Consider the following 12369-nt stretch of genomic DNA (forward strand, 5'->3'; position numbering starts at 1 on the left):
ATTTACTCTTCCAAGAGGTTTACAGGTATGTAAATTGCGTTACGAATGTTGTAAAAATCCGTTAACCCTACTCCTTATTTCACCATGATTCAGTATATGTCCTACAGCTCATCCAAAATAATGTTGAATTCTGTTAATTTATATCATGCAAAGAGCCAACCGAATGTATGCATCGGTTGGCTTTAGTTTTCTTAGAGCTGTAAATCCACCTAGTTCTTAAGAAGCTTACTCCGTCAAACCCAGGGTATTCCGCGCCATCGTCATATACTCTTCTTGTCCTGTCAGAAGAGCGAACTGGGCGATCAGCACGGGATACGCGGCATGCTGCTCGACAATATGATCGAACATACGCGGCCACACCCTCCCTCCGGCTTGTGCATACCGGTCCAACAGGACACGGAGATTATGCTCGCCATAAATGGCGTAGTATAATACGAAGTCTTTGGCGGGACTTGCTACCTCGGACTCCGTCCAATCCAAGAGCCCGGTAACCTGCACGCGCTCATCAATCAGGATATGCGGGGGATGAAGATCCCCATGGATGAGGGCAGAATGCGTCGGCCAGTAGGAATCCTCCTCCAGCCATTTCTGCCATCTCTCCCACAGCGCATCGGAGACGCCCAGACGGTTTTTGATGTCTTCCATATTTTGCGCTGTCTCCACTCGAACCTCTTGGGGACTCTTCACCCGCAGGCCTGCCGCCCGCGCCGCATCATGATCGACGCCATGCAAGGCAACCAGCGTCTCAGCCAAGGAGCGGACAAATCCGTCACCCGGATTCTCATGATCCATATTCCATGCATACCCTTCCATGCTGACGGAAGCGGCAGGCTGCCCGCCAAGCAGCGGATAGGCGATGAGCTCCGGCGTGTAAATGCGCCAATCCGGCACATCAACCGGAAGATGGGACTGGATCAGCTTCAGGACCCGAGCTTCGTTGTCTGCCCTTTCCAGGACATCCGATCGTCTCGGTTTACGCAGAATCCACCGTGCTCCAGTCCCGGCTTCCTCTGCGAATCCAACAAGGAAATCCATGCCGGATTCATTCATTTCAATTCCCTCCGGATTCAATTTCACCCCGTGTTTTCCAGCAATCTCCAGCATCTCTTGTATCACTTGTGTATAATCATCATTTGGTTTTGCTATTGGCATAAGGAATCAATCCCCTTCCATATTTCATTGCATCATGGCAGTCATAACAACAAAAAAAGCACAGGCATCGAGCTGCCTGTGCTGGGTAACCGGAACGGGTCTTAGCTGTCCACCGTTCCTGGGAAATGCCTACTCGAATACACGTTCAAATAAGGGAAAAGTGAAGACACCTGTTATCCCGCACATGAAAAACATGCATTTCTATAGACATATCATAAAAATGGGTTACGTAAAAAAGACGGACCCATCCCGATTACCCTGCATCTGTGCAGGTCTCTTTAGCGCTATTTCATTAGCCGCGAAAAGATCTCAATCGGGAATAATCCAACATACGTAATCCTCCGTTCGTCGTAAGTTGTGTTTAATTTTACCAAAACCATCAACAGTCTGCAAGACCAACTACGGCAATGTTTCCACTTTCCATGGAAGAAGCTGTGATCCGTAATGATTCGGCACAAAATGACCAAGTCACCCCGCAAGTGCCTGCTTCTCATCTTCCGGCGGCTCTATTTACGCTTCCTGCAAATGCTCCCTGCAAAAAGTCATGAGTTCTTCCTCTTCCTCCGGCTCCATGTCGAAGTCCAGGTACTGATCGGTTGTCCGCTCATAGAAGTCGTACTTTACAATGCGCGAACGCTCTTCATCATCCAGGTAAATCACTCTCAAATAGACGCCATGCTCCGAATAAAGCTCATCATCTTCCGGCACATTCAGATCACATACAAACTCAAAGCGTTTACCTGTCAGGATTCCAAACGGATCCTTCACCAATTCAACGCTGTATTCTTTGATTGTCAGCATATTCCCATCCTTTCTATCACTCTACTCATTATACACAACAGTGCATTCATTCTTACACTCTTCTATTTATGAAAAGAAGCCGTAGAGAAAGGGCGGGGCCCTTCCCCATTTTCTACTCTATCAGCATATACCTCTTACGAGTGCTGCGTCATTCGCTTACGATATAGTTATGATTCCCATGTAAAAAGGAGATGAAGCGCGTGTCCCAAAAGGAACATCTGACCATCACGGTAGAGAAGGGCCAGCAACGCTTCTCCGTGACATCGCCTCTTGGAGGGGTAGGGCGATTCGTCTTTGTGGTGAACGATCAGTTCACCAATGCCCCCAACACCACACAAATCGCCAGTGGTTCCGGAAAAAGCAGCGCAGCGGGCAACAACGCAGCCATCAAATCACCGCACACGTATCAGCAACAAAGCGTTGGAGCCGGCGGAATCGCCAAAAATTTAGGATTGAAAGATCCCAAGGACCAGGACCATTTCTCCAAACATCATCCGAAACATCATTCGAAACATGGCAAGCATAGAAAACACCAAAAAGAAGTGGTATTCGTCATTAACAAGCAAGTCGTGAAGCTTCCGAAGGGAAGCAAAAATGCGTCGGCAACGCAAATTGCCAGCGGTGCCGGCAAATACAGCACAGGCGGCACCAACTCCGCCATTGAGAGCCGCGGCACCAGACAACAGCACGCCGTCGGCGGTGGCAGCGGCAGCAAAGCGATTAACAAAGACATTAAGCATAAGGATCGGAAGTCCAAGCACCGCGACTGGAAGTCCAAGCATGACCACCGAAAAAAGAAAAAAACGTATTAAGAAGACAAAATGACCCTCGAGGGGTCATTTTGCTTTGATACGGGCTGTAATTTAACTAAAATCGATCTGCCTATCGATGTTTGTCGTCATTTATCGTCCTCTTGACCCGTCCGTTCTTTCCCCTTCGCGGTTGCTGCGAACGATCTGGTCATGGACTTAATCAACTCCACTTTACGGTAGCGCATGGCCGACCAATCCTCATCGACAGCGATTTGCCGAACGGGCTCATAGCCTTCGTCAGCAAGAATTCCCGTAATGCTCTCCCGGCTGCAATCGGAGTTCTTGTAGGTCTTGGATGATTTCTTGGGATAACACAGCCACAGCAGGCCGTTGTCAGTCACGGAGCTGGCTGCGACCTTGGCTAACCGCTGCAATTCCTCATTGCTTGTCCCGAAGGCTTGCACGAAATCGTAAGGTACTTGCTGAGGCTCCGTATGGACTTCCCCTTGCAGGGAGTTGATGACCTCATGATAAGCCTGTGGTGCGTTTAGCATCAGAACCGGCTGGCCGAGGTCTTTGAATTGCAGCTTTTTGACGGTTGGATGTGTCTCCAGCATGTTTACGTTTCATCCCTCTCGATTCGATTTTTATATAGTACATTTTAGACTTCTTATGAAGAAGAGCATACCCATATGAATGGGTACGCCCTTGCAACCGGCCAATCCATACAGTGGATAAATCCCCCTGGGATTGCGCATTATTCTTGTTACTGCGCCTTCTTGATCTGCTTGCTGCGCAGCTGCCCGCAGGCGGCATCGATATCGGTTCCATGCTCCAGACGAACGCTGCAGCTGATGCCCTGCTTTTTCAAGGTATCGTAAAAAGAGGTAATCGATTCTTTTGTGCTGCGCTGATACTGGCTGTGCTCATCCACCGGGTTGTACGGAATGAGGTTCACATTCGCCAGATTGCGTCGCTCGCCAACAAGCTCTGCCAACTCGAGCGCATGCTCCCGCTGATCGTTCACATCCTTCAGCAGAATATACTCCAGGGTGATGCGGCGATTCGTTTTTTTCAGATAATAATCAATCGCTGCCATCAGCTTCTCGATCGGAATCGCTTTGTTAATCTTCATAATGCGGGTCCGAATCTCGTCATTCGGCGCATGCAGAGAGATGGCGAGATTTACTCCCAGATCGCTGTCCGCGAACTCGACGATTTTGTTAGCCAGCCCGCTGGTCGATACCGTAATATGACGGGGACCGATGGCAAGCCCCTTATGATCCTTGATCACACGAATGAAATCCGACATGTTCTCATAGTTATCAAACGGCTCCCCGATCCCCATCACCACGAGATGGCTGACCCGCTCGCTTTCGCCTTTTTGATCCAAGTGAAGCTGAACCTGCATGACCTGCTCTACAATTTCCGCTGCGGACAAATCCCGGCTTTTCTTCAGCAAACCGCTGGCGCAGAAGCTGCAGCCGATGTTGCAGCCGACCTGGGTGGTCACGCAGACCGACAAACCGAATTTATGCCGCATCAATACGGTCTCAATCAGGTTGCCGTCCACCAGCTTGAACAGGAACTTAACGGTTCCGTCCAGAGACTCCTGCTTGGTGTGCTCCTCCAGGGTCAGAATCGTAAAATGCTCCGCGAGCAGCTGCAAGCATTCCGGATGCACATCCGTCATATCGGAAAAAGCGGTGACCCGCTTCCGATACAGCCATTCCCATACCTGTGTTGCCCGAAACTTTTTATGTCCACGCTCGCCAAGCCAAGCCGTCAACTGATCTAATGTTAATCCATAAATGGATGGTTTATTCATTCATTGTTCCTCTTTCTATTCATAGTCCACTCCTTATTGTCCCAAAATTCCGAAGCGAACACAAGGGGAGTTATAGGCAATTCACGCTTCTAGTACGTAAAACAGGATTGACATATCCAATAAATACCTTTATCTTATCATTGACTGACTTAATCAATCATAAATATAAATAACAGAAGGGAGACATCGGCTCGATCTTCAACGAAGTTCACCGCTATTAGTCCTGCCCCTGTATTCCAAGTTTGAATTTCAGAAGGAGTTTTTGTGTTTGTTATTGACTGACTAAATCAATCTATATTGGAGGTCTTCGAATGAAAACAAAAGGCAAAGCGCTCATTCTAGGTGGAGGCATAGCCGGACTATTCGCTGCAACCGTGTTATCCAAGCATTATGAAGAGGTGATCATTACGGATCGTGATGAGTTTCCGGCAGGACCGGAAACTCGGGCAGGTACGCCGCAGGCCTATCATCCGCACCGTTTCCTTGAGCGCGGCAAGATGATCGTTGAACGTTGGTTCCCTGGCATAACCGAGGAATTGCTTCAGCAAGGGGCTCATTCCCGAGGGCTGAAATCCGTTAAAATGACCAACCGCTTCGGCACGCTGGAACTGCCCGATGAGCCCAATGCGGGATGCAGCCGATCCCTGCTGGAGTGGACACTGCGCAGCAGAGTGGCCAAACTGCCCAACATTACTCTCTTACCGAAACGGACGGCGCAACAATTGCTGTTTGACCCCGACAAGAATGCCGTTACCGGCGTTGTGTTCCGGGACAGAAGCGTCAAGGAGCCGGCGCTCCTTCATATGAATGCGGATATCGTCGTGGATGCAAGCGGGCGTGGGTCCAAGCTCGCTGATTGGCTGCAGAACCTCGGTTATGCGATACCGAAGGCAGAAAGGCTGCACATATCTCTCGGTTACAGCACGCGCCACTATAGAGTTCCGGAGGAAATTCAGGCTGTGTGGAGTACCATCCTGAATGAAGGAGATCCCTCCCTTGGTATCGGTACGGCCGTATTCAATCCGATCGAGAACCAGATCGCGGAGGTGGTTCTGTACCGCGCGGGAGGAGCTTCCTATCCGACAACCGACCATCAGCTGTACGACCAGGAAGCACAAAATCTATTCGGTACCGCCATGGGAGATTTGCTTCAGCAGCTCGAACCGGTCTCAAGCCCGCGGGGCTACCGGATCGAGGAATGTGTGAGACAGCATTTTGAGCAGATGGAGGATTGGCCTTCCGGTCTGCTGGTGCTTGGCGATGCCTTCTGCAGCTTCGATCCGATATTCGGCCAGGGCATGACGGTGGCGGCCATCCAAGCAGATACGCTGGATCAATGCTTGCAATCGATGCAGAATGGAGTCCTGCTTGAGGAGGGATTCGAACGCTTCGCCCTTCTAAAGATTCAATCCGCCATGGAGCCTGCATGGTGGCTTAGCGCAGCTGCGGATCTCAGATGGCCGGGCGTGACATACGAAGGCCACCTGTCCGCCCAAGGGTTCTCTTTTGCCCAGAGCCTATTCGACATATGCCAGGAACTGGCTTACAGCCATCACGATATGGCCGTATTCGAACAGTACATGATGGTAACGGGTCTTTTTGCCTCGCCGCAGGCTTTGTTTAATGCAGAGTATATCACCTCGCTTGTGAATGCGGACCCATCGGGAAAAGGTAAAGCTTGGCTCCATCAAGTATTACAGGAGGCAAATTTGCCGCTGGAGGAATTACTCGCGCGGATCATCCCGGTCTTTAATAACGAATTCCTGCCCTTATCCATGGGATTGCCCGAATAAATCAAATGCGTTATTGTTGATATCAGCAAGAGAATACCATGATGAGGGATGGACGCAATGGCCCCGCTAAACGAAGAACAATTGCATCAAATACGCGACGAACGAAAAGAACAAATCATGCAAGCTGCCATCAAAGTATTTTCTAGAAGAGGTATTTTCGGAACCAAAATGAGCATGATCGCCAGCGAAGCCGGAGTCAGCCATGGACTTCTCTATCATTACTTTAAATCCAAGGACGAGTTGTTCATCACGCTCGTTCAATGGTCGATGGAGGAGGCACGGCTGGCGCTCTCCGACATCTATAACGTGCCCGGTACCCCTCTTGAGAAAATTACATTGCTAACCTCCTTGATTCTCCAAGAGGACGATAATTCGCACTTTATGCTGATTCAGCAAGCACGTACCTCAGATGGCGTGCCCGAAGAGGCCAAGCGGATTATCGAGAACTATTCCATCCATGCCTTCGTTGACCAGCTGATGCCGCTGTTCGAAGCAGGGCAGGACGCCGGAGAGATCGCGGCTGGCGATCTGAGAGAGCTGGTGGCCTGTTATTTATCCGTGTTATCGGGATTAATGACACTGAAATCCCAAGGGGATCCGAGCTATACGCCCCCTAAGGCGGAGCTGCTGCTGCGACTGCTTACGAACGGATAAGGATCATAACGCAAACCAAACACACCTCCCATGAAACCACCCGGATTATTTCCGTACATTTCATAAGAGGTGTGTTTTTACTATTGTCGTATATCAGAGGGATGCACCGGGTTCATGCTTCTCCTGCTCCCGTATCTGCGAACCGTCGCTCAGCGTAATCCAAGTGTCGAACTGCCGCTGTCCTTCATGCAGGCGAATCACCCTCGCACCACGGAGCATGCCTTCCCGGCCATATGTGCCATAACCGGTAGCTCTGCCGTAACAGAGACGAATGCCGTGCAATTCACCCCAGTAATCATTGATATGATCATGTCCAGCGAACGTGCCCATCACATCGCCCCGCTCCAGCATGGCCGCGAACAGTCCGGTATTCACTTCGGGACAGCACACCCTCTCGAACTTGCTCCCGTAGCACGTTCTCCGTTCCCAGACTTCATGATACTCCGGCAGAGGGATATGGAAAAAAGCCAATGCGGGCAGCGGATTCCCTTCAAACTTGGCGCTGTAAGCCAAGGACGCCATTTCATACCAGCGGATCTGATCGCGCCGAATCCAATCGTACCCCTGAACAGCAGGATGTTCGGACTCTCTCCCTGAATCGAAGAAATACAGAACGGCCGCCGTGTCTTTCCCATGACTGTCGTATAAAGGAATCGTATAATTACCAACGCCGTGAAGTTCCGGCGAGCCGTGCTCTGCACAGTTGTAGGTGTGCTGCAGGGCTGCATTCATAAGTTCTTCACGCGTGACGTCCCCTTCCGTATCATGATTCCCGAATACGAAGGCCCAGCGTATTCCGCGTGACTCCACCGTCTTGACAACATCCTTGAAAGCCTGCACCGGATCCTGGCACCTTTTCCAGCCGGGATCAGCTTCCCCGGAATAAATAAGATCGCCCGTAAATACCACCAGATCAGGCTGCTCCAGGTCCAGCACCGTTTCCATACAGCGCCGGCTCATCTGGTCCTCCGGTTCCCCATTCTTCCAATGAATATCTGTGAACTGCACAATATTGAAGGTATGATCGTCTCCGAATCGAAGAGTTGGCTTCAACATAACCGTCTCCTTTACATGGACATGTGGTTTTTTAATGGATTGTTGTGATTTTATGTGTATATTAGAGGAGGAAACGCCGAAAAGTCAATGATTTTTCGTTGACAATATCGTTTTGTCAGCCTAATATAAGATCAAATCCACATCTTCGGTCAACATCAGTCATATACAATATTGAGGTGAATGAATTTATGTCTGTAACCTATGAGGAACGCAGGGGGAAGATCTTAAATCAATTGGAGCTTGAAGGCAAGGTGAAGGTCCACACCCTTGCGGAGCAGCTGGAGGTATCCGCGGAAACAATCCGGAGGGATTTGGACCGGTTAGAGAAAGAAGGCAGGCTGCGCAAAGTTTACGGCGGCGCCGTCAAATCGCGTTCCGGGCATATCGAGCCGTCCTTCACCAGCCGTTCCCAGACCTGCACAGAGGAAAAGGCCGCGATCGGTAAACTCGCCGCTTCTCTAGTCAAGGAAGGGGAGACCATTCTGCTGGATAACGGAACCACCACGATTGAAGTTATGCGTTATCTGAAGGACCGGTCTGATGTCACGGTCATCACCCATTCGCTGCCTATCCTGAATCTGGCAATGGAGATTTTTCAGGGAAAGATTATTTATATCGGCGGGGATATGGACCGGACCAAACAAGCCGCTACAGGTCCTCTGACCGAATTGCTGCTGGAACAGTTCAAGGTTAATAAAGCGTTTATCTCGGTCGGCGGTATTTCATTAACCGATGGCATTACCGATTATGATCTGGATGAGGCCTACATATCGCGAAAAATGCTGGAGCGTTCGGAGGAAGGCATCGTTCTTGCCGATCATACGAAGCTCGGGGTAACTACGTTCTCGAAGCTCGCCAAACTGGAGGACATCTCCATGGTTATCACAGATCCGGGCTGTTCACAGGAATGGGTGGATAATCTGTCCGCCCGCAGCATTGAAGTCCTTATCGGACATTTCTGATGGAGCTGCTATCACTGCTGCTGGTGCTGTCTTCCGGTCTGACCCATGCCCTGTGGAATCTGTTCACGAAGCGAAGCATTCATAAATCGGTGTTTCTGTGGTGCATCCATTCTGTCACCTTAATCCTCCTGATGCCTAATTTTCTCATGGAGATGTCAGGGCTGAAGCTGGAACCGCATATTTACGGACTTATGCTTCTGTCCATGACCATCCAGGGCTTCTATATCACGCTGCTCTCCAAAGCCTATACTCATGGCGATATGTCCCAGGTATACCCGTTTATGCGAGGGCTCGGCGCCATGCTGACTTCGCTGTGCAGTCTCGTGTTGTTCCATGAGCATCTAAGTGCAGCAGGCTATATGGGCCTGAGCATCATTATCTTTTCGTTGTTTGCTTTATCGGGTTTGAGATTCAGAGGCCCTTCCAGCCTGAACCCCAAAGCCTTGATCTATGCTTGCCTGGTCGGACTTTGCATTTCCGGATATACGCTGACCGACAAAGCCGTTCTGGATGCGGGGGTCTCCCCTATCGCGCTAATCCAATTATCCAATATCAGTTATTTCATCGCTCTGATCGTTCCCGTGATTCTGTCCAGACAGCTGAAACAGGAATGGTCGGTGAACTGGCGCACGATTCTGCTGGGCTCCATCCTGGCACCGGGTTCTTACTTGCTATTCCTGTTCGCCATGCGGCTCACTCCGCTTGCCCACATCGCGCCGGTCCGTGAAATTAGCACGGTATTCGGCACCATACTCGGCATCATCGTTCTGCGTGAGCAGCAAGGCTGGCGGCGAATCATTATGTCCGTGCTCATCACGCTAGGTATCATGACCATAGCCTTATGGGGATAGAAATCGCCATCCCATGTAAGCAATCCTGTACACATTTTGCATAATCGTCTTATTCAGCTTCAATGCATAGAGATCAAATGGTTCTTACCGAGGAGGATGTATCGATGGCTAAACGTGTCGTTATTCTTGGAATTGATGGAGCAGGCAGGTTCGTTCAAGAAGCGGACGCACCGCATCTTCACGCCCTGCTGCAAGCAGGAGCATACTCGTACGATGCTCAGACGGTGTTTCCCAGCATCAGCGCTGAATGTTGGGGCTCGTTGTTATATGGCGTAAACCCGGACCAACACGGTCTTGATAATGACCGGGCGATTCACCAGCATATTCCGGAGAGCTTCCCCTATGCGTCACTATTCAAGCTGGCCCGCCAGCAATGGCCGGACGCTCCCCTGTCTGCATTCAGCTGCTGGGAACCGATCAACACAGGAATCATTGAGAATACGATCAACGTTCATATGGAATCCAAACCGGACCCCGAGCTGACGGAAGCCATTGTCGATTATATTCATCAGCAGCCCGATTTCAAACTGATGTTCATTCAGTTGGATCACCCCGACGGTGCGGGCCACAAGTACGGATTCGGTACCGATAAACAGCTGGAGCAGATTGCCGTTACGGATAAGTACGTAGGTATGATTGTCAAGGCATTGGATGATCAGCAGCTGCTGGAAGACACCTGGATCATCACGGTCACGGACCATGGCGGCGGAGGCGCTCATCCTAATGACCACGGCAGCGACCACCCGATGGACATGACCATCACCTGGGGGATTACGGGGCCGGGCGTAAAACCCGGCCTTCTCGATGCACCGATCAGCATCATGGACACGGCGGCCGTCATCGGTCATGTGCTGGGGCTGCGCGCACCGGATTGCTGGGAAGGAAAGATACCTGACGGAATATTCTAATCCGGAAATCCGAGTTATGGCAAAAGCCCGTTCCAATTGTTGAATCACTTTCACTTACCTATCCAATATACTTTCTGAGAGCATAAAAAAAGCCGGCGATTACACGCCGGCTTTTGTCGTTAAGACGATCTCTTCCGTTGTTTTTAGGTCAGCAAACCATCTCAGGGTAGCATTCACATGATCTATGATCTGCTGCGCGGTTAACACTGAATTGTTCCAGGTGCTGTGGGCATCCGTCACCAGCGTGACATCATAGCCCAAACTGGACGCTCTCCTGCACGTGGTATCTACACATAACTCACTCTGCATACCCGCCAGAATGACATGTTCGATGCCCTTTCGTTTCAGTTCTTCCTCAAGCGTTGTATTAAAGAATGAATCCGGTCTAGTCTTCTGAATGATGGTATCCGACATCGCAGGCGCAATCTCGCGGTTAATCTTCCACGCCTCCGACCCTGCCTTCAAACCTTCGTCATTATGTTGTATGTAAAAGACAGGAATGCCGCCGCTTCTGGCTTTTGCGATCAGCTGCTTGAGATTGTGGAGCAATCGATCCCCTTCAAACACCGGATCATTCTCTTGAAACATCTCATTCTGCACATCAATGACCAATAGCGCACTCTTCTTCAACTACAACACCCTCCTGTACGATCAATTTACTCATCGACTTTATTATAGAACGAACGTTCCTGTTATGTATATGGAAATTTAAATCTCTCACCAAAAAATAGACCCACTCCACGCAAAAAAGGAATCCCTCTCTTAGGACTCCTCTTCGTCTCCTTCAGCTCCCCATCGTAAAGCCCATAAAAAGCAGCCAAGGCAACCTTCAGCTACTCTTCCTCGACGATAACCCCCGGGGTTGCCGACTTTTTCTTTACATTATACTGATGAAGCTTCCTCATCGTCTTGTAAAGTTGCTGCAACTCCTGTTCATCCAGAACGTCGAACATAGAGGTTTGGAAATCCGACAGCAGCGGGATAATCTCTTCCAGCAAGGCCTGTCCCTTATCGGTTAGCGAGATATACTTTACCTTCCAATCCTGCTTGCGGACAATCAGTCCCAGCTTCTCCAGTCGTTTCACCATATGGGAAACACCGCCGCCGCTAATGGAAAGATATTCGGCCAGCTCCTGCTGTGACAAAGGTTGGTGCGCGAAGACCTGGATCAAAACGTCGAATTGGGCAACCGTGATGCAAAATGGCTGTAAGAACTCATTCGAGAGGTGACTGCCGATCTGTTGAAAACGGGTAATCCGAATCCAGGACAGCATGGCTAATCGGTTCTCCTGATGAAATCCCAATTGTTTCATTGACTCCCTTCACCTCCCCTACCTTAATCACAGTCAATTTATCACTCAAGTGATGAACTGTCAAATCAACGTCCTCTGGAATATTTGATATACTAACCTAAAGCTATATCCTTTTATTATATATACCATTTTTAATCACTTCAATGTATTGGTGCCGGGAGTGTCTAATCTTGAAATATAACTGTGGAAACGATACTATGAACATAGAATCTTTGAACTAACTGCACCACGAGCAGTGTATTCCTCTTGTATATTCAAACATAACAACTGTAACTTTTTATTAAAAGTATCATTAGACT

Annotated in this window: 13 protein-coding genes; 6 read left to right on the forward strand and 7 right to left on the reverse strand. The window is 49.7% G+C overall.

All coding sequences use genetic code 11. The features are described 5' to 3' along the window. Positions 1–225: 225 nt before the first annotated feature. Positions 226–1152: a macrolide 2'-phosphotransferase MphI gene (mphI, locus tag PLA01S_RS13170; protein WP_127592605.1), complete on the reverse strand. Its 927-nt coding sequence runs from the start codon at positions 1150–1152 to the stop codon at positions 226–228. Between the two features lie 510 nt (positions 1153–1662). Next, on the reverse strand, positions 1663–1953 hold the full coding sequence (locus tag PLA01S_RS13175) for a DUF6509 family protein (protein WP_127592606.1): 291 nt from the start codon (positions 1951–1953) through the stop codon (positions 1663–1665). Positions 1954–2153: 200 nt separating this feature from the next. Between PLA01S_RS13175 and PLA01S_RS13180 the strand changes: the two genes are divergently transcribed. Beyond that, the gene (locus PLA01S_RS13180; RefSeq protein WP_127592607.1) at positions 2154–2765 is read left to right on the forward strand and encodes a hypothetical protein; all 612 of its coding nucleotides are present in this window, start codon (positions 2154–2156) and stop codon (positions 2763–2765) included. Between the two features lie 86 nt (positions 2766–2851). On the opposite strand, the gene PLA01S_RS13185 is transcribed toward PLA01S_RS13180, so the two are convergent. Continuing rightward, positions 2852–3322 (reverse strand): DUF3052 domain-containing protein, encoded by a 471-nt coding sequence (locus PLA01S_RS13185; RefSeq protein ID WP_127592608.1) that lies wholly within the window; start codon positions 3320–3322, stop codon positions 2852–2854. Positions 3323–3471: 149 nt separating this feature from the next. Then, positions 3472–4533 carry a dual-specificity RNA methyltransferase RlmN gene (gene rlmN / locus PLA01S_RS13190; protein ID WP_127592609.1) on the reverse strand — a complete coding sequence of 354 codons (1062 nt, stop codon included), beginning with the start codon at positions 4531–4533 and terminating at the stop codon, positions 3472–3474. Between the two features lie 311 nt (positions 4534–4844). Between rlmN and PLA01S_RS13195 the strand changes: the two genes are divergently transcribed. Beyond that, positions 4845–6326, forward strand: coding sequence for an FAD-dependent oxidoreductase (locus PLA01S_RS13195; RefSeq protein ID WP_127592610.1), 1482 nt, complete (start codon positions 4845–4847; stop codon positions 6324–6326). A gap of 57 nt (positions 6327–6383) precedes the next feature. Further along, on the forward strand, positions 6384–6980 hold the full coding sequence (locus tag PLA01S_RS13200; protein WP_127592611.1) for a TetR/AcrR family transcriptional regulator: 597 nt from the start codon (positions 6384–6386) through the stop codon (positions 6978–6980). Positions 6981–7073: 93 nt separating this feature from the next. Here the strand turns inward: PLA01S_RS13200 and PLA01S_RS13205 are convergent, their stop codons facing one another. Then, entirely contained in the window at positions 7074–8033 is a 960-nt protein-coding gene (locus PLA01S_RS13205) for a metallophosphoesterase family protein (protein WP_127592796.1), read from the reverse strand. A 191-nt stretch (positions 8034–8224) separates the two neighbouring features. Here PLA01S_RS13205 and PLA01S_RS13210 point away from each other — a divergent pair, with 191 nt between their 5' ends. The 3 genes from PLA01S_RS13210 (at position 8225) to PLA01S_RS13220 (ending at position 10757) form a co-directional block, all read left to right on the forward strand. Then, entirely contained in the window at positions 8225–8998 is a 774-nt protein-coding gene (locus PLA01S_RS13210) for a DeoR/GlpR family DNA-binding transcription regulator (RefSeq protein WP_127592612.1), read from the forward strand. Next, positions 8998–9849: a DMT family transporter gene (locus PLA01S_RS13215; RefSeq protein WP_127592613.1), complete on the forward strand. Its 852-nt coding sequence runs from the start codon at positions 8998–9000 to the stop codon at positions 9847–9849. Before PLA01S_RS13210 ends, PLA01S_RS13215 begins: the two co-directional genes overlap by 1 nt. 104 nt (positions 9850–9953) lie before the next feature. Beyond that, positions 9954–10757 (forward strand): alkaline phosphatase family protein, encoded by an 804-nt coding sequence (locus PLA01S_RS13220; RefSeq protein ID WP_127592614.1) that lies wholly within the window; start codon positions 9954–9956, stop codon positions 10755–10757. 99 nt (positions 10758–10856) lie between these two features. Here PLA01S_RS13220 and PLA01S_RS13225 read toward each other — a convergent pair whose 3' ends face one another. Both PLA01S_RS13225 and PLA01S_RS13230 read right to left on the reverse strand, forming a co-directional pair. Continuing rightward, positions 10857–11387: a cysteine hydrolase family protein gene (locus tag PLA01S_RS13225; protein ID WP_127592615.1), complete on the reverse strand. Its 531-nt coding sequence runs from the start codon at positions 11385–11387 to the stop codon at positions 10857–10859. Between the two features lie 203 nt (positions 11388–11590). Further along, entirely contained in the window at positions 11591–12070 is a 480-nt protein-coding gene (locus PLA01S_RS13230; RefSeq protein ID WP_127592616.1) for a MarR family winged helix-turn-helix transcriptional regulator, read from the reverse strand. Positions 12071–12369: the final 299 nt, after the last annotated feature.

It is taken from the genome of Paenibacillus lautus NBRC 15380 (genome assembly GCF_004000945.1).
GTDB classification, from domain to species: Bacteria; Bacillota; Bacilli; order Paenibacillales; family Paenibacillaceae; genus Paenibacillus_AQ; species Paenibacillus_AQ lautus.

What these genes read in the sequence shown, in the direction of transcription:
- rlmN (WP_127592609.1), bottom strand. Translation starts at nt 4,533, where the DNA reads ATGAATAAACCATCCATTTATGGATTAACATTAGATCAGTTGACGGCT.
- PLA01S_RS13210 (WP_127592612.1), top strand. Translation starts at nt 8,225, where the DNA reads ATGTCTGTAACCTATGAGGAACGCAGGGGGAAGATCTTAAATCAATTG.
- PLA01S_RS13220 (WP_127592614.1), top strand. Translation starts at nt 9,954, where the DNA reads ATGGCTAAACGTGTCGTTATTCTTGGAATTGATGGAGCAGGCAGGTTC.
- PLA01S_RS13195 (WP_127592610.1), top strand. Translation starts at nt 4,845, where the DNA reads ATGAAAACAAAAGGCAAAGCGCTCATTCTAGGTGGAGGCATAGCCGGA.
- PLA01S_RS13230 (WP_127592616.1), bottom strand. Translation starts at nt 12,070, where the DNA reads ATGAAACAATTGGGATTTCATCAGGAGAACCGATTAGCCATGCTGTCC.
- PLA01S_RS13175 (WP_127592606.1), bottom strand. Translation starts at nt 1,953, where the DNA reads ATGCTGACAATCAAAGAATACAGCGTTGAATTGGTGAAGGATCCGTTT.
- mphI (WP_127592605.1), bottom strand. Translation starts at nt 1,152, where the DNA reads ATGCCAATAGCAAAACCAAATGATGATTATACACAAGTGATACAAGAG.
- PLA01S_RS13200 (WP_127592611.1), top strand. Translation starts at nt 6,384, where the DNA reads ATGGCCCCGCTAAACGAAGAACAATTGCATCAAATACGCGACGAACGA.
- PLA01S_RS13185 (WP_127592608.1), bottom strand. Translation starts at nt 3,322, where the DNA reads ATGCTGGAGACACATCCAACCGTCAAAAAGCTGCAATTCAAAGACCTC.
- PLA01S_RS13215 (WP_127592613.1), top strand. Translation starts at nt 8,998, where the DNA reads ATGGAGCTGCTATCACTGCTGCTGGTGCTGTCTTCCGGTCTGACCCAT.